Source organism: Hydrogenophaga sp. ZJX-1 (genome assembly GCF_048590325.1).
Classification (GTDB): domain Bacteria; phylum Pseudomonadota; class Gammaproteobacteria; order Burkholderiales; family Burkholderiaceae_C; genus Hydrogenophaga.
In genome coordinates, this window is sequence record NZ_JBMBRA010000004.1 from 345,966 (window position 1) to 364,400 (window position 18,435).

Annotated in this window: 17 protein-coding genes; 10 read left to right on the top strand and 7 right to left on the bottom strand. The window is 69.2% G+C overall.

Features of this window, described 5'->3' with window-relative positions:
• Nucleotides 1–2: 2 nt before the first annotated feature.
• The 3 genes from ACN5W5_RS13590 to cobA are packed head-to-tail and all read left to right on the top strand — an operon-like array spanning nt 3 to nt 4,629.
• A complete protein-coding gene (locus tag ACN5W5_RS13590) occupies nt 3–2,792 on the top strand; it encodes a molybdopterin-dependent oxidoreductase (RefSeq protein WP_420049029.1) in 2,790 nt (929 codons plus the stop codon).
• 50 nt (nt 2,793–2,842) lie between these two features.
• The gene (ybiB, locus tag ACN5W5_RS13595) at nt 2,843–3,799 is read left to right on the top strand and encodes a DNA-binding protein YbiB (protein WP_420049030.1); all 957 of its coding nucleotides are present in this window, start codon (nt 2,843–2,845) and stop codon (nt 3,797–3,799) included.
• 2 nt (nt 3,800–3,801) lie between these two features.
• Nucleotides 3,802–4,629 carry a uroporphyrinogen-III C-methyltransferase gene (gene cobA / locus ACN5W5_RS13600; RefSeq protein ID WP_420049269.1) on the top strand — a complete coding sequence of 276 codons (828 nt, stop codon included), beginning with the start codon at nt 3,802–3,804 and terminating at the stop codon, nt 4,627–4,629.
• A 26-nt stretch (nt 4,630–4,655) separates the two neighbouring features.
• Here the strand turns inward: cobA and ACN5W5_RS13605 are convergent, their stop codons facing one another.
• Entirely contained in the window at nt 4,656–5,372 is a 717-nt protein-coding gene (locus ACN5W5_RS13605) for a winged helix-turn-helix transcriptional regulator (RefSeq protein WP_420049031.1), read from the bottom strand.
• A 120-nt stretch (nt 5,373–5,492) separates the two neighbouring features.
• On the opposite strand from ACN5W5_RS13605, the gene ACN5W5_RS13610 reads away from it, so the two are divergent.
• The 5 genes from ACN5W5_RS13610 (at nt 5,493) to rpsU (ending at nt 10,370) form a co-directional block, all read left to right on the top strand.
• Nucleotides 5,493–6,473: a carbon-nitrogen hydrolase family protein gene (locus ACN5W5_RS13610; RefSeq protein ID WP_420049032.1), complete on the top strand. Its 981-nt coding sequence runs from the start codon at nt 5,493–5,495 to the stop codon at nt 6,471–6,473.
• 17 nt (nt 6,474–6,490) lie between these two features.
• Nucleotides 6,491–7,912 carry an FAD-binding oxidoreductase gene (locus tag ACN5W5_RS13615; protein WP_420049033.1) on the top strand — a complete coding sequence of 474 codons (1,422 nt, stop codon included), beginning with the start codon at nt 6,491–6,493 and terminating at the stop codon, nt 7,910–7,912.
• Between the two features lie 110 nt (nt 7,913–8,022).
• A complete protein-coding gene (locus ACN5W5_RS13620; RefSeq protein ID WP_420049034.1) occupies nt 8,023–8,706 on the top strand; it encodes a methyl-accepting chemotaxis protein in 684 nt (227 codons plus the stop codon).
• A 37-nt stretch (nt 8,707–8,743) separates the two neighbouring features.
• Nucleotides 8,744–9,964 carry an NAD(P)/FAD-dependent oxidoreductase gene (locus tag ACN5W5_RS13625; RefSeq protein WP_420049035.1) on the top strand — a complete coding sequence of 407 codons (1,221 nt, stop codon included), beginning with the start codon at nt 8,744–8,746 and terminating at the stop codon, nt 9,962–9,964.
• A 193-nt stretch (nt 9,965–10,157) separates the two neighbouring features.
• Nucleotides 10,158–10,370 (top strand): 30S ribosomal protein S21, encoded by a 213-nt coding sequence (rpsU, locus tag ACN5W5_RS13630; protein ID WP_056273869.1) that lies wholly within the window; start codon nt 10,158–10,160, stop codon nt 10,368–10,370.
• A gap of 61 nt (nt 10,371–10,431) precedes the next feature.
• Here the strand turns inward: rpsU and ACN5W5_RS13635 are convergent, their stop codons facing one another.
• Entirely contained in the window at nt 10,432–11,352 is a 921-nt protein-coding gene (locus ACN5W5_RS13635; RefSeq protein WP_420049036.1) for a LysR family transcriptional regulator, read from the bottom strand.
• 69 nt (nt 11,353–11,421) lie between these two features.
• Between ACN5W5_RS13635 and lysA the strand changes: the two genes are divergently transcribed.
• Nucleotides 11,422–12,660 (top strand): diaminopimelate decarboxylase, encoded by a 1,239-nt coding sequence (lysA, locus tag ACN5W5_RS13640; RefSeq protein WP_420049037.1) that lies wholly within the window; start codon nt 11,422–11,424, stop codon nt 12,658–12,660.
• A gap of 54 nt (nt 12,661–12,714) precedes the next feature.
• Nucleotides 12,715–13,161, top strand: coding sequence for a GatB/YqeY domain-containing protein (locus ACN5W5_RS13645; protein WP_420049038.1), 447 nt, complete (start codon nt 12,715–12,717; stop codon nt 13,159–13,161).
• A gap of 21 nt (nt 13,162–13,182) precedes the next feature.
• Here the strand turns inward: ACN5W5_RS13645 and ACN5W5_RS13650 are convergent, their stop codons facing one another.
• Genes ACN5W5_RS13650 through ACN5W5_RS13670 form a run of 5 tightly spaced genes read right to left on the bottom strand, consistent with a single transcriptional unit; the run spans nt 13,183 to nt 18,412 of the window.
• A complete protein-coding gene (locus ACN5W5_RS13650) occupies nt 13,183–14,088 on the bottom strand; it encodes an EamA family transporter (protein ID WP_420049039.1) in 906 nt (301 codons plus the stop codon).
• The gene (locus tag ACN5W5_RS13655; protein ID WP_420049040.1) at nt 14,085–15,236 is read right to left on the bottom strand and encodes an SDR family oxidoreductase; all 1,152 of its coding nucleotides are present in this window, start codon (nt 15,234–15,236) and stop codon (nt 14,085–14,087) included. The genes ACN5W5_RS13650 and ACN5W5_RS13655 overlap by 4 nt, the downstream gene beginning before the upstream one ends.
• Complete coding sequence (locus tag ACN5W5_RS13660; protein ID WP_420049041.1) at nt 15,233–16,153, bottom strand: bile acid:sodium symporter family protein; 921 nt, start codon at nt 16,151–16,153, stop codon at nt 15,233–15,235. The genes ACN5W5_RS13655 and ACN5W5_RS13660 overlap by 4 nt, the downstream gene beginning before the upstream one ends.
• A gap of 18 nt (nt 16,154–16,171) precedes the next feature.
• Nucleotides 16,172–17,518 carry a flavin-containing monooxygenase gene (locus ACN5W5_RS13665; protein WP_420049042.1) on the bottom strand — a complete coding sequence of 449 codons (1,347 nt, stop codon included), beginning with the start codon at nt 17,516–17,518 and terminating at the stop codon, nt 16,172–16,174.
• Between the two features lie 60 nt (nt 17,519–17,578).
• Entirely contained in the window at nt 17,579–18,412 is an 834-nt protein-coding gene (locus ACN5W5_RS13670; RefSeq protein ID WP_420049043.1) for an SDR family NAD(P)-dependent oxidoreductase, read from the bottom strand.
• Nucleotides 18,413–18,435 lie beyond the last annotated feature (23 nt).

An 18,435-nucleotide genomic window follows, 5' to 3' on the forward strand; every position in this document is an offset into this window, starting at 1 on the left:
CCATGAGCACGTCCATCACCCGATCTACCTGCCCCTACTGTGGTGTGGGCTGTGGCGTGCTCATCGAAACCGAGGGGCAGCAGATCACCGGCGTGCGCGGTGACCCGGACCACCCGGCGAACTTCGGCAAGCTCTGCACCAAGGGCACCACGCTGCACCTCACGGCCACGCCCGAACTGGCGCGCCAGACCCGCCTGCTGCAGCCGCTGCAACGCCTGGCGCGCCAGGCCGCTCCCACGCCCATCGCCTGGGACGCGGCGCTGGATCTCGCCGCCGACCGCTTTGCAAAGACGATCACCGAACACGGCCCCGACGCCGTGGGCTTCTACATCAGCGGCCAGCTGCTGACCGAGGACTACTACGTCTTCAACAAGCTGGCCAAGGGCCTGATCGGCACCAACAACGTGGACACCAACTCGCGCCTGTGCATGAGCAGCGCGGTGGCCGGCTACAAGGCCACGCTGGGCGCCGACGCGCCGCCGGCCTGCTACGACGACGTGAACCACGCCGCCTGCCTGTTCATCGTCGGCAGCAACGCGGCCTATGCGCACCCGGTGCTGTTCCGCCGCATCGAGGAAGCAAAGAAAAAGAACCCGGCCATGAAGGTGATCGTGGCCGACCCGCGCCGCACCGACACCGCCGAGCTGGCCGACCTGTTCCTGCCCCTCCAGCCCGGCAGCGACGTGATGCTGTTCCACGGCCTGCTGCACATCATGTTGTGGGAAGGCTGGATCAACGCCGATTACATCGCCGCACACACCACCGGCTTCGACGAACTGAAGGCGCTGGTGCGCGAGTGCACGCCCGAGCACGTGGCCCAGGTCTGCGGCCTGAAGAAGGAAGACCTGTTCACCGCGGCCCAGTGGTTCGCCACCTCGCCGGCCACGCTCAGCCTCTACTGCCAGGGCCTGAACCAGAGCAGCAGCGGCACGGCGAAAAACGCCACCCTGATCAACCTGCACCTGGCCACCGGCCAGATCGGCAAGCCCGGCGCCGGCCCATTCAGCCTGACCGGCCAGCCCAATGCCATGGGCGGGCGCGAAGTCGGTGGCCTGGCCAACCTGCTGAGCGCGCACCGCGACATGGGCAACCCGGCGCACCGCGCCGAAGTGGCCGCGCTCTGGGGCGTGGCCGACGTGCCCTCGAAGCCCGGCAAGACCGCCGTGGAGATGTTCCAGGCCGCGGCCGACGGCGAGATCAAGGCGCTGTGGATCGCCTGCACCAACCCGGCGCAGTCCATGCCCGACCAGGCCGCGGTGCGCCGCGCGCTGGAGCGCGCCGAGTTCGTCGTGGTGCAGGAGGCCTACGCCACCGCCGCCACCTGCGACTGGGCCGACCTGCTGCTGCCCGCCACCACCTGGGGCGAAAAGGAAGGCACCGTCACCAACAGCGAACGCCGCATCAGCCGGGTGCGCACCGCCGTGCCCGCGCCCGGCGAGGCCCGGCACGACTGGCGCATTGTGGTCGACTTCGCGCAGCGGCTCGAAACCGCGCTGCGCCCCGGCCAGCCCACGCTGTTCCCCTACCCCGACGCCGAATCCATCTGGCTCGAACACCGCGAGTCCACCCGTGGCCGCGACCTCGACATCACCGGCCTCTCGTACGAAATGCTGGACGAGCAAGGCCCGCAGCAATGGCCGCTGCGCGAAGGCGAAACACAGGGGAAGGTCCGCCTCTACGCCGACGGTGTGTTCCCCACCGCCGACGGCAGGGCCCGCTTCGCCGCCCTGCCCTTCCGCCCGCTGGCCGAGCCGCGCGAATCGCGGTTTCCGTTCTCGCTCACCACCGGCCGCCTGCGCGACCAGTGGCACGGCATGACACGCACCGGCACGCTGGGCCGCCTGTTCGGCCACGTGGCCGAGCCCGCGGTGCAGCTGCACCCGCAGGACATGGAGCGCCGCGGCCTGAAAGACGGCGACCTGGTGCACGTCACCAGCAAGCGCGGCTCCATCGTGCTGCCGCTGCAGGCCAGCAAAGAAATCGGCCTGTCGCAGGCCTTCATCGCCATGCACTGGGGCGCGGAATACCTGAGCGGACGCGACAGCCACGGCGAGCCGCTGGCCGGCGTCAACGCGCTGACCACCTCGGCCTACTGCCCGACGTCGAAGCAGCCCGAGCTGAAACACGCGGCGGTCAAGATCCTCAAAGCCGAACTGGCCTGGAACCTGCTGGCCGTGGCCTGGTTGCCCGCCGACCGGGCGCTGTCCGCGGAATCCGAACTGCGCGCGCTGATGCCTTCGTTCGAATTCGCTTCCTGCGTGCCCTTTGGCCGCGAACGCAGCGGCGTGCTGTTCCGCGCCGCGGCGCACGAGGCGCCCGAAGCCGCGGTGATCGAACGCATCGAGGCCCTGCTCGGCCTGGGCGGCACCGATGCGCTGCGCTACGTGGACAAGCGGCTGGGCCAGCGCCGCACCGCGCGCCTGCTGCGCACCGAAGGCGCCACCCGGCTCGAAGGTTTTGTGCTCGCGGGCGACGTGCGCGCCGAAGCCTGGATCAAGCCGCTGCTGCAGGACGAACTGCCGGCCGAGGCCTACGGCCGCCTGCTGCTGATGCCGGGCGCCAAGGCGCCGGTGGCGGTGGTGGCCAAGGGCAAGCAGGTCTGCACCTGTTTCAACGTGAGCGAAGACGACATCGGCGCACAGTTGAAGTCCAACCACGGCACCAACGACCAGCGCCTGGCCGCGCTGCAAAGCGGGCTCAAGTGCGGCACCAACTGCGGTTCCTGCATCCCCGAGCTGCGGCGCCTGGTGCGCGCCCACCCGGCGACCGGGCATGTGCTGCAGGTGGCGTGACAGCCTGCATATAACCCGAAGTCATCTGGCTTGCCGGACAATCGCCACCCATGAGCATCAGCCACTACATCAAGGACATCGGTCGCGGCAAAGACGGCGCGCGTTCGCTGCAGCGCGAGCCGGCCACCGACCTGCTGGGCCAGGTGCTCGACGGCGCGGTGACCGACCTCGAAATCGGCGGTTTCTGCCTCGCCATGCGCATCAAGGGCGAGACGCCGCAGGAGATGGCCGGCTTCCTGGATGCCACCCATGCCCGCCTGCAGCGCGTGCCGGACAACGGCCTCACCACCGTGGTGCTGCCGAGCTACAACGGTGCACGCAAACTGCCGGTGCTCACGCCCCTGCTGGCCCTGCTGCTGGCGCGCCGCGGCGTGCCGGTGCTGGTGCACGGCACGGCCACCGAAGACCGCCGCGTGACCAGCGAGGCCGTGTTCGCGGCACTGGGTATCGCAGCGGCGCGCAGCGTGCCCGCGCTCGGTGCGGGCGAGCTGGCTTTTGTGCCCACCGAGGTGCTGTTGCCCGGCCTCAAGCGCCTGCTCGACGTGCGCCGCGCCGTCGGCCTGCGCAACCCGGCGCACAGCCTGGTCAAGCTCATGAACCCTTGCGAAGGCCGGACGCTGATCGTGGGCAGTTACACGCACCCCGAATACGCCGTCTCCATGGCTGAAACTTTCGCCCTGACCGGTGCGCACGCGCTGCTGCTGCGCGGCACCGAAGGCGAGCCGGTGGCCGATGCGCGCCGCACGCCGCAGATGGAAGCCTTCCGCGACGGCCAGCGCCACCTGCTGCAGGCCGCGCAGGACGGCCCACTGGCCAGCCTCCCCGATCTGCCACGCGAAGTGGACGCGGCGAGCACCGCGGCCTACATCCGCTCGGTGCTCGACGGCGAACGCCCGGTGCCCGCACCGATCGCGCTGCAGGTGGAACACATCTTGCGAGAAGTGCAGCATCAGCCCACAACACAGACCGCAGAGACAACTGCCGTTCCAGAGGTCAACCCACCATGAACATGCCCGCCACCGTCACCGCATCCACCACCCGGTTCGACCCCGGCACCGTCACCCTCGTCGGCGCCGGCCCGGGCGACCCGGAACTGCTCACCATCAAGGCCGCCAAAGCCATCGCCGCCGCCACCGTGCTGCTGGTGGACGACCTGGTCAGCGATGCGGTGCTGGAGCACGCGTCCCCCAAGGCGCGCATCGTGCATGTGGGCAAACGCGGCGGCTGCAAGAGCACGCCGCAGGCCTTCATCGAAAAGCTCATGATCATGGCCGCGCGCGAAGGCGAGGTGGTGGTGCGACTCAAGGGCGGCGACCCCTTCATCTTCGGGCGCGGCGGTGAAGAAGTGGAGCACCTGCGCGAAGCCGGCATCGAGGTGCAGGTGCTCAACGGCATCACCGCCGGCCTGGCCGGCCTGACTTCGCTCGGCGCCCCGCTCACGCACCGCGATCACGCGCACGGCGTGGTCTTCATCACCGGCCACGCCAAGCCCGGCGACGCGGGCACCGACTGGCAGCAGCTCGCCGCCACCGCACGCGACGCCAGGCTCACGCTGGTGATCTACATGGGCGTGTCCAGCGCCGAGCAGATCGAGGCCGATCTGCTGACCGGCCTGCCCGCCAGCACGCCGCTGGCCATCATCCAGCACGCCAGCCTGCCCCAGCAGCGCCACGCGCTCAGCACGCTGGGTGAGTTGCGCGCCACCATCGCCCGCGAACAGCTGGGCAGCCCGGCCGTGATCGTGGTGGGTGACGTGGTGCGCGGCGTGGCCGCCATCGCCCAACCCGACACCTTCCACGACACCCCCGATCGCCGGGTCGCCAACCTCCGTTTCTGAAGTTTCACAGCCCGCGCACAGCGCCGTCACGCCGGCGGGCGCGCGTCGCTCACGACCGCGGGTCTGGCGCTGCGGCGTGTCTCGGCGAAGACGCTGGCGCCGAGCCAGCGCCAGAGGCTCTGCGCTTCGTGACGCGCCCCTTCCACGCGCAGGTCCCGGCTGCTCAGCACCTCTTGCGGTGACCTGTCGCCGGTCCAGACCTCGGTCAGTGCGCGCACCGTCGAGTCCACGACCAGGGTGAGTTCACGGCCGGGGTCGTCGCGGCACAGGTCAGCCGCACCTTCTTCGACCACCAGCCACCAGGTTTTTTCGCCCGAGCGGGCGTCGCGAAACCGGAAATGCACCACCACGGCATGGGCCGGGCATTCGTCCAGGCGCACGAAGCGCCGGATGTCCCACATCAGCAGCCCCGCGTCCAGCTCGTCATCGCGCAGGCGGCTGCCGATCCAGCGCGCACCCCAGTGGCCCAGCGCCATGATGATGGGACGCAACTCTTCGCCCGCGTCGGTCAGGGCGTACTCCCAGACCTTGCCCACCGCGCTGCGCCGCACCACGCCGATCTCCTCCAGGTGCCGCAGGCGCTGCGCCAGCAGGCTGGTGGACATGCGCGGCACCCCACGGTGCAGGTCGTTGAAGCGCCGGCTGCCACACAGCAGTTCGCGCACCACCAGCGGTGTCCAGCGCTCACACAACGCTTCGGCGCCCCGCGCCACGGTGCAGAACTGGCTGTAGCTGTCCGTCATCGGGTGACCCTCGGTTCCGGCTGCTGATCGGCAAACGCTTCAGATTCTGGACTGGTCAAGCCGGCCTGTCACGCGCAATCTGGGGACGTCTCCAGCCCGGAGCGCCCCAAGGAACCAGCCATGACCACCGTCGCCATCATCCAGCGCCCGCCCGTGCTGCTCGACCAGCGTGCCACCCTGGACCGTGCCATCGCCGCCGTCGGTGAAGCCGCTGCCGCCGGCGCTACGCTGGTGGTGCTGCCGGAGTCGTTCATTCCCGGTTATCCGGCCTGGATCTGGCGGCTCGCCGCTGGCAGGGACGGCGCCCTGATGGGGCAGTTGCACGCCCAGCTGCAGGCCCACGCGGTGGACCTGGCCGCCGGCGACCTGCACCCGCTGTGCGAGGCGGCGCGCCAGCAGGCCGTCACGGTCGTCTGCGGCCTCTGCGAGGCGGAGCGCGCCACCGGGGGCGGCACGCTCTACAACAGCGTGGTGGTGATCGGGCCCGATGGCCAGGTGCTCAACCGCCACCGCAAGCTCATGCCGACCAACCCGGAGCGCATGGTGCACGGCTTCGGCGATGCCTCGGGCCTGCGCGCCGTGGACACGCCGGCCGGGCGCATCGGCACGCTCATCTGCTGGGAAAACTACATGCCGCTGGCGCGCTACGCGCTCTACGCCCAGGGGGTACAGGTGTATGTGGCGCCCACCTACGACTGCGGCGACGCCTGGATCAGCACCCTGCGGCACATCGCACTCGAAGGCCGGTGCTGGGTGATCGGCAGCGGTGTCGCGCTGCGCGGCAGCGACATCCCCGACGATTTCCCCGGCCGCGCCCAGCTGTTCCCGGACCCGGACGAATGGATCAACGCCGGCGACTCCGCCGTGGTGGACCCGCAGGGTCGGGTGGTTGCCGGACCGATGCGGTGCGAGGCCGGCATCCTGTACGCGGAGATCGACACCGCGCGCGTGGCACCGGCGCGGCGGGCGCTCGACGTCAGCGGGCACTACGCGCGCCCCGACATCTTCCAGCTCCGGGTGAACCGCGCGCCCGCAGCGGCGGTGCACTTCAGCGACGACAACAGCGCCGGGGCCCCGGCGGCTCCTTCAACCACCCACTGACCATCAGGAGAAACACCATGAACATGCATCTGACAGGCCTGGACGGCCGCCCGGTCGAGGTTCCGGCCGACGCCTGCGCGGCCTTCAAAGCCGGCTTCAGGGGCGTGCTGCTGACGCCGCAGGACGCCGCCTTCGACGAGACACGCAAGCTCTGGAACGGCATGATCGACCGCCGCCCCGGGCTGATCGCGCGCTGCACCGGCACGGTCGATGTGGTGCAGGCCGTGCGCTTCGCGGCGCAGCACCGCTTGTTGCTGTCGGTGCGCTCGGGCGGCCACAACATCGCCGGCCTGGCCACCAGCGAGGGCGGCCTGATGATCGACATGTCGCTGCTGCGCGGCATCTGGGTGGACCCGGCGGGGCGCACGGCCTGCGCGCAGGCCGGCTGCACCCTGGCCGACCTGGACCGCGAGACGCAGCTCCACGGGCTGGCGGCGGTGCTCGGCTTCGTGTCCACCACCGGCATCGCCGGGCTCACGCTGGGCGGTGGCTTTGGCTACCTCACACGCCGCCACGGCTGGACCTGCGACACCCTGGTCTCGATGGAGGTGGTCATGGCCGACGGCCAGGTGCTGCGGGCGTCTGCCGACGAGCACGCCGAGCTGTTCTGGGCCCTGCGTGGCGGGGGCGGCAATTTTGGCGTCGTCACCGCCTTCGAGTACCGGCTGTTCCCGGTCGGGCCCGAGATCCTGGGCGGCGCCATCGCCTGGCACGGTGCCGACGCGCGCCAGGTGCTGCAGGCCTACCGCGACGTCAGTGCCCGGGCGCCGCGGGAGATGACCAGCGTGGCGGTGCTGCGTGTCGCCCCGCCCGCGCCCTGGCTGCCGCCCGAGATCCACGGCCAGCCGATGGCCGCGATCTTTGTCTGCCACACCGGCGACGCGGCCGAGGCCAACGCCCTGCTCGCCCCCCTGCGCGAGGTGGCCCGGCCGGTGGCCGACACGGTGATGCGGCGGCCCTACGTGCAGATGCAGAGCCTGCTCGACGCCACCCAGCCCAAGGGCCGGCGCTACTACTGGAAATCGCACTACCTCTCGGACATCGGGCCCTCGCTGATGGACCTGGCGGTGGAGCACGCCGGGCGCATCACTTCGCCGTTTTCGGCCTTGCTGATGTTCCAGATCCAGGGCGCACTGGGCGAGCAGAGCGCCGGCCATTCGCCCGCCGGCAACCGCGACGCCGCCTACGTGCTCAACATCGCGGCCTCCTGGGAGAAGCCCGAAGACGACAGCACCCAGATCGGCTGGGCGCGCGATTGTTTCGAGGCCACCCGGGACTGCTCCACCGGCGGAACCTACATCAATTTTCTGACCGAAGAAGAAGGTGCCGAACGCATCCAGGCGGCCTACGGCAGGGCCAACCTCGACCGGCTGGCGGCGCTCAAGGCCCGGTACGACCCACACGACCTGTTCCGCCGCACCAAGGGCCTGACCGGCTGAGCCGCGATGGATCTGCCGCTGTCGCGCGCCGCCTGGGCGTTTCGCGGGCGCAAAGCCGTGCGCCGCCAAGACATGCTCAACGGTGGCCCGGCGATTGCTTGGTGTCGGCCATGACACAACTCGCCACCCGAAGCCCCGCCCCATCGCGCCAGGACACGCCGGACCACATCGCCGGCCTGTCGCTGGTCAACCTCGCCGCGCGCCAGCGCATGCTCTCGCAGCGCATGATCCTGCAGACCGTGCTGGCCGCCAGCGGTGACGCCGAATGGCACCGCGCCGCCCAGCGCAGCCTGCGCATGTTCACCGAAAGCCAGCAACACCTGCAGGCCACCACCGCACAGCTCGATCCCGCCAGCGCGCGCAAGATCACCGAAACCTACCAGGGCCCGCGCGGGGTCGGCCCCGTCGTGCAGGCTTTCATGCAGCTCATGCGCAGCGCGCTCGACCAGATCGAGGCGCACAGCCCGCGCGTGTCCGCCACCACGGCCGAACTGGTCGGTCACACCGATCGCATCCTCGAAGCCCTCAACACCGCGACCACCGCGTTCGACGAGGTCGCCAAGGCCCACTCGGACGCCCTGATGAAGGAACTGGTGGGCATCGTGGACGACATCCAGAGCGTGGCCAAGGAGGCCAAGGTGGTGAGCTTCAACGCGCAGGTCATGGCCGCGCGGGCCGGGCAACACGGCCGCGAATTCGCCGTGGTGGCCAACGTGCTGTCGGACATCACCGGCGAAATCGACCGGCTCACGCGCAAGGCGGCGGTGCTGGCCGAACGCAGCAGAGGACGGTAGAGCACCCCCGCCGGTCCGTGCGCCTACACTGCGCGCCATGCAAGATTTCGACGCCATCGTCATCGGCGCGGGTGCGGCCGGTCTTTTCTGTGCCGGTGTCGCGGGCCAGCGCGGCCTGCGTGTGCTGGTGCTCGACCACAGCGAGAAGGTCGCGGAGAAGGTCCGCATCTCGGGCGGCGGCCGGGCCAACTTCACCAACCGCGACATCGATCCGCGCGCGCCGCACAAACACTTCCTGAGCGAGAACCCGAACTTCTGTCGCTCGGCGCTCTCGCGCTACACGCCGGCCGACTTCATCGCGCTGATGCAGAAACACGGCATCACCTTCCACGAGAAACACAAGGGCCAGCTGTTCTGCGACCGCTCGGCCGAAGACCTGATCGCCCTGCTGCTGGCCGAATGCGAGGCCGGCGGCGTACAACGCTGGCAGCCCTGCGGCGTCAAGGCCCTGCGCGTGGCGGGCGACGGCTCGTACCAGATCGACACCGAGCGCGGCACGGTGTCGAGCCGCGCGGTGGTGATCGCCACCGGCGGCCTGTCCATTCCGAAGATCGGCGCCACCGATTTCGGCTACCGAATGGCGAAGCAGTTCGGCCTGCGCACCGTGGAGCCGCGCCCCGGTCTGGTGCCGCTCACTTTTGATGGCGAAGCCTGGGCACCGTATGCAGGTCTGTCCGGACTGTCGTTGCCGGTGCTGATCGAGACCGGCGACAAGAAGACCCGCATGTCCTTCGCCGAAGACCTGTTGTTCACCCACCGCGGCCTCTCCGGCCCGGCCGTGCTGCAGATTTCCAGCTACTGGCGCGAAGGCACGCCGATCCGCATCAACCTGGCGCCCGAGGTGGACCTGCCCGCGGCCCTGGCGCGCGCCAAGGCCACGTCGCGCAAGCTGATCGCCAACGAGCTGGCCGCCCTCGTGCCCAGCCGGCTGGCCGATGCCTGGGTGGCGCAGGACAAGGATTGGCAGCGCCCCATCAGCGAAGCCTCGGACAAGGCCCTGGCCCGGCTGGCCGAACGCCTCTCGCGATGGGAACTCACGCCCACCGGCAGCGAAGGCTACAAAAAGGCCGAGGTCACGCTCGGCGGCGTGGACACGCGCGAACTCTCGTCCCAGACCATGGCGTCGAAGCAGCCCGGGCTGTACTTCATCGGCGAGGTGGTGGACGTGACGGGCTGGCTGGGTGGCTACAACTTCCAGTGGGCCTGGGCCAGTGCCCACGCCTGCGCCGTGGCCCTTTCGGAACAGAAAACCGCCTGAAGCCGGCCGCTGGCGCCCATGAAAGGCGGCAAAGGGCTGGAAAATCAGCGTGACAAGGCTATAATCCAAGGCTTTGCTGGCAAACCCCCGTCGGCCAATACTAGTTAACAGGCGGGGGAACTTTGCAGAAACGATGCCTGGGCCCGATCTTCCCGTTCATCCTCTTTCTGTGCATTCTGGAATTTCTTCTTCAATGACGACCATCCGTGTAAAAGACAACGAGCCCTTTGACGTCGCTCTGCGTCGCTTCAAGCGCACCATCGAAAAACTCGGCCTGCTGACCGACCTGCGCGCCCGCGAGTTCTACGAAAAGCCCACCGCTGAGCGCAAGCGCAAGAAGGCCGCCGCCGTCAAGCGCCACTACAAGCGCGTGCGCTCGATGCAGCTGCCCAAGAAGCTGTACTGATCGCTGTCCCGGCCTGCCGGGGCGCACAAAAAACCCGCTCGGGACGCTGCAGCGGGTTTTTTTACGTCTGTACGGTCCGGGCCAGCCGCGCCTGCAAGGCATCCACCGCCTCGGCCAGCGCCGCCTCAAAAGCGCCCCGCAGCGGGTGTTCGGCCCGCCAGGCTGGCCGGATCAGCGCCACATGAAACGGGATGCTCACCGACAGCGGCCGCACGACCATGCCCTCCCCTGTCAGCTCCAGCGCCGTCAGCGGGTTGACGATCCCCAGACCCAGCCCCTGGCGCACCAGCGCACACACCGACACCGCGCTCGGCGTCTCCAGCCGCAGGCCGCGCTCCACCCCGGCGGCCGCGAACAGCGCGTCCACCTGCTGACGGTAAGGGTCGGTCGGCGCGAAGCTGATGAAGGACTGGCCCGCGAAGTCGTCCGGCGCCAGCCGCACCTTGCACGCCAGCGGATGGCTGGCGGGCAACACACACACCTCGTCAGCCACCAGCAGCGTCTGCAGCGTGCAGGCTGCGGGCGCCTCAAAGCGCTCAGACAGGCCCAGGTCGAAGCGCTGCTCGGCCAGCGCCGCCTCCAGCTGGGGCGACTCGATGGGTGTCAGGCTCACGGCCGCTGCGGGCTGTCGCTGCACAAACCGTCGGACCGCGTCGGGCAACAGCGCGTGCGACAGCGCGGGCAGGCAGGCCAGCTGCAACCGCCCCTGGGCATAGGCCTGCAGCGCCACCGCCGTGGCCGCGATGCGCTCCAGCCCCACGTAGGACTGCTCGACCTCCTCCATCAGCGCCAGCGCCCGCACCGTGGGTTTGAGGCGCCCTTTGATCCGATCGAACAGGGCAAAACCCAGCACCTGTTCCAGCCGCGCCAGCTCGCGGCTCACCGTCGGCTGCGAGGTGTGCAGCAACTCGGCCGCGCGCGTGACGTGGCCGGTGCCCATCACGGCGCGGAAGAAGTCGATCTGGCGGTGGGTCAGTTTCATATCAAATTTGAATGACAACGCGATTATCTGGCATTGCTCAATATGAAAGAAACCCGGATCATCGGCGGCATGAATCCCTTTGCCCCCGCCCTCCTCCAGTCCCTCGCCCGCCAGCACGGCACCCCGCTGTGGGTCTACGACGCCGCCACCATCCGCCAGCGCATCGCCGACCTGCGCGCCTTCGACACCATCCGTTTTGCCCAGAAAGCCAACTCCAACACCCACCTGCTGCGGCTGATGCGCGAGCAGGGCGTGGTGGTGGACGCGGTCTCGCGGGGCGAGATCGAGCGCGCACTGGCCGCTGGGTACACCGCAGCACCCGACGCCCAAGGCGCCTCCGGCATCGTCTTCACCGCCGACCTGTTCGACCAGGCCACGCTGGCCACCGTGGTGGAGCACCGGGTGCCGGTGAACGCCGGCTCCATCGACATGCTGCACCAGCTGGGCGCCGTCTCGCCCGACCACGCGGTCTGGCTGCGCATCAACCCCGGCTTCGGCCACGGCCACAGCAACAAGACCAACACCGGCGGTGAACACAGCAAACACGGCATCTGGCACACCGAGCTGCCCGCCGCGCTGGCCGCGGTGGCGCAGCACGGCCTGCGGCTCGTGGGCCTGCACATGCACATCGGCTCGGGCGTGGACTACGGCCACCTGCAGCAGGTGTGCAGCGCCATGGTGGACCTAGTCAAGGGCTGCGGCGCCGACCTGCAGGCCATCTCGGCCGGCGGCGGCCTGTCCATCCCTTACCGCGAGGGTGAAGCGCCCATCGACACCGCGCACTATTTCAGCCTCTGGGACGCCGCGCGGCGCGAGATCGGCGCCCACCTCGGCCACGCGGTGCACCTGGAGATCGAACCCGGCCGCTACCTCGTGGCCGAGGCCGGCGTGCTGCTCACCGAGGTGCGTGCCACCAAGCCCATGGGCGGCAACCGCTTCACCCTGGTGGACGCGGGCTTCTCGGACCTGATGCGCCCGTCCATGTACGGCGCCTTCCACGGCATGAGCCTGATCCCTGCCGATGACACCCCGCGCCCGCAGACCACCACCGTGGTCGCCGGCCCGCTGTGCGAGTCGGGCGACGTGTTCACCCAGGCCGAAGGCGGCGTGGTGCTCACGCGCGAGCTGCCCGAAGCCCGCGTGGGCGACCTGCTGGTGCTGCACGACGCGGGAGCCTATGGCGCGTCCATGTCCAGCAACTACAACACGCGCCCTCTCGCGGCCGAGGTGCTGGTGGATGGCGATGCGCACCGCCTGATCCGGCGCCGGCAGACGGTGGACGAGCTGCTGGCGCTCGAAAACACCTGATCCACAAGACCGTCTGCGAAAATCGCAGGTTTTGCGATTGAACGAGAGCACACCATGAGCCTGAAAGAACAGATCACCGAAGACATGAAGGCCGCCATGCGCGCCAAGGACAGCGAGCGCCTGGGCACCATCCGCCTGCTGACCGCCGCGATGAAGCAGAAGGAAGTGGACGAGCGCGTGGAGCTGGACGACACCATGGTCATCGCCATCGTCGACAAGCTGATCAAGCAGCGCAAGGACAGCGTCGAAGCCTTCACCAAGGCCGACCGCATGGACCTGGCCGACAAGGAGTCCGCCGAAATCAAGGTGCTGCAGGCCTACCTGCCCGCGCGACTGTCGGCAGAGGAAGTGGCCGCCGAGGTCAAGGCCATCGTGACCGAGCTGGGCGCCACCGGCCCCGGCGACATGGGCAAGGTCATGGGCGCGGTCAAGACCCGCCTGGCCGGCAAGGCCGACATGGGCCAGGTCTCGGCCGCGGTGAAAGCCGCCCTCGCCAGCTGAATCCGCTCCGGTGGGTGCGGGTCAGCGCCCGCCCCGGCCCCAGCGGCCACCCAGCTGGTTGACCCCCATCCCGGTCAGCACAGCCGCCGTGCCCACCCACTGCCAAGGCGCCACCCGCTCGCCCAGAAAGTACGTGGCCGCGAGCAGCCCCACCACCGGCACGAGCAGCGAAAACGGCGTCACCCGCCCGGCCGGGTGGCGTTGCAGGAGGCGGGTCCACAAGGTGTAGGCCAGCAGGGTCGCCAGCAGGCCCAGGTAGAGCACCGCGAACGCGGCCTTGCCATCGAACCCGGCCAGTTGCGACCCCACAGCCTGCGGCCCGTCGACCCAGGCCGCCAGCGCAAAGAACGGCAGGATGGGCACCAGACTGCTCCAGACGATGAAGGCAAAGGGTTCGTAGCTGCCCGTTTGCGTGGCCCGACGAACCACCAGGTTGGACACCGCCCACATGAAGGCAGCGCCCGCGGTCAGCACGAAGCCGATCAGCGTCATCTGCTGCGCACCCTCGCCGTGTGAGCCGGCGATCAGCAGCAGGCCGGCAAAGGCGATGCCCAGTCCCAGCCATTGCGAGCGGCGGGCCGGTTCGCCCAGCAGGGTTGCCGCCATGAGCAGCGTGAAGAAGGCCTGTGTCTGCATGACCACCGAGGCCATACCCGCCGTCATGCCCCAGTGCAGCCCGAGAAACAACAAACCGAACTGCCCCACGCCCTGGGCCAGACCGTACGCCACGAGGAAACGCCAGGGCAAAGCCGGCCGCGGCACGAACAGCAGGAACGGCAAGGAGGCCACCACGTAGCGCAAGGCGCCCAGCAGCATGGGGCTGAGCGTCTGCAGGCCGAGCTTCATGACCACGAAGTTCAGACCCCAGATGACGATCACGGCGAAGGCGCGCAACAGGTCGCCCGTTGACAGGGGCGTGGCGTTCACGCCTGTGGCCCCTGCGCCAGCGGCCGGCCCTGCCGCGCCCGAGCGGCCACCAGGGCGTCGAAGGCCTGTGCGCTGGTCTTGGCCGGCACGTAGCCCAACTGCTGCTTGAGCGCCGTGTTCAGCAAGACCGGCCGGTAGCGCAGGAAATCCAGTTGCTCAGGGCCATAGCGCGTGAGCCCCAGGCGTGAGCCCACGGCCAGTGCCGCCTGGAGCAGACCGGCCGGCAACACGCGGGTGCGTTTGCCCAGGCGTGCCGCGATCTGCTGGAGCGTCAGCGCCCCGTCGCCCGCCAGGTTGTAGCAGCCCGGTGCCAGTCCCTCCAGCGCACGCAGCAGGGCGCCGGTGACGTCCTCATCCCAGATGAAGACGAACGGACTGTCGCTGCCCCGGATGGCCAGCAGGCGCGGCTTTTCGAACAGCGCCGTGATCTGGTTGTCCACCCGCTCGCCGAGGATGGTGCCAATGCGCAGCACCGTCTGCGCCAGCGCGGGGTGCTCCTGCCGCCACTGGGCCAGCATCTCTTCCACCAGCCGCTTGTGGTGCGAATAGGCGAAGCTGTCGTTGCCGCGCAAGGCATCGGACTCGGTGATCCATGCCGGGTTGTCGGCGTGGTAGCCATAGGCAGCGCCACTGGACGAAACCACGATGTGGCGCACGTTCGCGGCCAGGCAGGCCTGCAGCACATTGCGCGTGCCGTTGACGTCCACGTCGTATTCGAAGGCCCGGCTCGAACCGCGGCCGGGAGTGACGATCGAGGCCAGGTGGACCACCGTGTCGATCGCGTGCTCGCGCAGGGTGTCGGCAACCAGCGGGTCGCGCACGTCCTGCGGGTGGTAGGTCACGCCCGGCACGCGGCGCTCGGCCGGCACCTCGCGCACGTCCAGCGCCACCACCGCGTCGGTGCCCTCGCGCCGCGCCAATGCAGCCACCACGCCGCGTCCCAGGAAACCATCACCGCCCGTCACCAGCACCCGCCGGGCTCGCACAGTGGCCGCTTGTTCCCCCGCTGCGCTCACTGGTGTACCTTCGCCCTGCGGGCTGCGGTGCGAGCTTGCTTGGGAACGGCCCGGCGCTGCGCTCACTGGTGTACCTTCGCCCTGCGGGCTGCGGTGCGAGCTTGCTTGGGAACGGCCCGGCGCTGCGCTCATGGGGCCACCTCCTGCGCCGTCAGGGGCGGGTGCCGGCCCCACCAGCTCGCCAGCGCGAGACCGGCGATGATGTCCCAGAACCCCCAGACACCGGCGACGACCGCCATGCCGCCCAGTCCGCCGAAGAAGCCGAAGACCAGCACCAGACCCAGGCCGGCATTGCGGATCCCCACCTCGATGGACAGCGCGCGGCGGTCGTAGTCGGCCAGGCCGAATGCCCGTGCGCAGACCCAACCGGTGCCAAAGGCGAGGGCATCGTGCAGCGCCACCGCGACGATGACCAGACCCACATAGTCCAGGAAATAGCGCCAGTTGCCCGCGATGGCTCCCACGATGAAGGCGATCAGCGTGAGGAAACTCAGTATCCGCATCGGCTTCTTGAAGCGCGCTGTCCAGCTGGGAAAACGGTGGGCGCAGGCAATGCCCAGCGCAAAGGGCAGGCCGATGATGATGAGGATGTGCACCGCCATCTCCAGCGGGTCCAGCGAGATGGTGCGCAACAGCGCCGAGGCCGTGGGGTGCAGGCCGCCCCAGAACGCGAAGTTCAGCGGCATGGCGACGATGGCGATGGCGTTGGAGACCGCCGTCATCGACACGCTCAGCGCCACGTTGCCTTTGGCCCGGTGCGTGAGGATGTTGCTGATGTTGCCCGGCGGACAACAGGCCACCAGGATCATGCCCAGCGCAACGCTGGGCGTCACGCCCAGCATCAGCGTGAGCACGTAGGTGATGGCCGGCAGCACCACGAACTGCGCCCCCACGCCCACCGCAAAAGCCAGCGGCATGCGAAGCACGCGCCGGAAGTCCTCCACACGGGTGTCCAGCGCGATGCCGAACATCAGGAACGCCAGCACCGCGTTGAGCGCCACCAGCGCGGCGGGGTTGAAGTTCAGACGGATCTCGTCGACAGGCAGCATGGCAGGGCTCCGGTGGGCTTACTGGAAGGCCTGCGCGGCGGCGCGGACCGCGTTGCGGTAGGTGTCCTTGTGGACGTAATAGGCCATGCGTTCGAGCTGCAGGTATCTGTAGCCGCCCGAGAGGTCGGGGGGAGGCCCCAGCTTGGCGGCCTGGAGCGCGGTGGCCTGTGGCCCACCGGTGTCCAGCGCCTTCAGGTAACGGGCCACCAGCTCGGCCTGCTCGTAGCGGCCTTGCCAACCCAGACCGCTGGCCTCCACCATCCCCAGCACCGCCAAGCGGTCGAAACCGGGCGCGAAGATGTTGAGGTGGAGTTGTGGCGCCATGCCCTGCCAGTTGAGCAGGGCATGGTCCAGAAAGGGGTAGTGCAGCTTGTACCCGGTGGCGGTGACGATGAGGTCGTAGTCCTTCGCCGTGCCGTCCTTGAAGTGCACGGTGGGGCCGTCGAGCCGTTCGATGTCGGCGCGCACGCCCACGTCGCCGTGCCCGATGTGGTACAGGATGAGCGAGTTCACCACCGGATGCGACTCGTACATCCGGTAGGTCGGCCTGGGGAAACCAAAACGCACCGGGTCGCCAGTGAACCACTTGAGGATGGTGCTGTCGATGCGCTGCTTGAGCCAGGGTGGCAGGGTGAGCTTGCCGCCGACCGTGTCGGCCGGCTTGCCGAACACGTACTTGGGCACGAAGTAGTAGCCACGGCGCACCGAAATGTCCACGCTGCTGGCGTGATGCACCGCGTCCACCGCGATGTCGCAACCCGAGTTGCCCGCGCCCACGATCAGCACGCGTTTGCCCGTGAACTGCGTTGCGCGCTTGTAGTGGGCGGTGTGCCAGAGCTCGCCCGAAAACGCGCCCGTGAACTTCGGCACGTTGGGCTCGGCCAGGGTGCCGTTGGCGATCACCACCCCTTTGTATTCGGCCACCTCGGGCGCCGCGTCACCGGTCTGGGTGGTCAGGCGCCACAGCGTGTCGGGGGCATCGGACACCGGCTCGACCTTGAGCACGCGGGTGTTGAAGCGGTAGTGCCGGTACAGGTCAAAAGCTTGGGCAAACGCGCGGAAGTAATCCAGCAGCTCGCGGTGACTGGGGTAGTCGGCCACCGATTCGGCCATGGGAAATTCGGTGAACTCCGTCATGCGCTTGCTGGAAATCAGGTGTGCCGACTCGTAGACCGTGGAGCTCGGGTTGGCCATGTTCCACAGCCCACCCACGTCGCTGTAGGCCTCGAAGCCCTGGAAAGGAACGCCCAGTTTCTGCAGGTTGCGGGCGCCGGCCAGGCCCGAGGGGCCCGCGCCGATGAGCGCGATCATCTGCCGGGTGGCGCTCGGCGGGGCGGTGCTGGCAAGGGGGGCTGATGCGGCCATCGGAAGGGGTCTCCTCGGTTCTGGTTGTGTTCTGGGTCAGCGGTCGTTCGGATCGTGGCGTCAACGGGCAGGAGGCCCCAGCCCGGGAATGTCCGTGGCACCCGACTCGCCGACGCGGGGTTTGCGTGGCTGGCCACGCAACAGAGCGTCGTGCCAGCGTGCGGGCAGCCAGCCCAGCGCGTTCGCCAACCAGCCGATGCGCCGCGGCAGCACGATGTGTTCCCGCCCGGCCGCCACACCATCCAGCAGCGCCCGAGCCGCGTCCCCCGGCTCCAGAAGGCCGGGCATGGCAAACCGGTTGCCCGCCGTGAGCGTCGTGCGCAAATAGCCCGGGCTCACGGTGTGCACCCGGATGCCGCTACCCCGGCATTCGGCGCGCAGGCTCTCCAGGTAGCGGATCAGGCCGCCCTTGCTGGCGCAGTAGGCGCCGTTGCCCGGCATGCCGCGCCAGCCGGCGATGCTGGCCACACCGACCAGTGCGCCACGCTCCGCGCCGCCCTGCCCGCGCCAGGTCTGCAAAAAAGGCTGAAAGGTGGTGGCCGGGCCCAGCAGATTGATCTCCAGCATGCGCCGCATCACGGCCAGGTCCGACGCCTCGGCGGTGTCAAAGCCGCCAGCCACGCCGGCATTGGCGACCACCAGATCGGGCACACCGGCGCGCCCGATCCAGTCGACCGCCATGGCCTGCATGGCGGCACTGTCGGCCACATCCGGGGTGTAAACGGCGCAACGGTCCGGGGCGATGGCCGCCAGGGCCTCCAGCACCGGGCGGTTCATGCCCACCAGCGCCACCTGGGCACCCGCAGCCAGCAACTCGCGCGCCAAAGCCCGGCCCAGGCCACCACAGGCGCCCGTGAGCACGGCATTGCGAAACGGCAGTTCAGAGCGCGGCATAAAAAGGGAGGCCCACAAAAAGT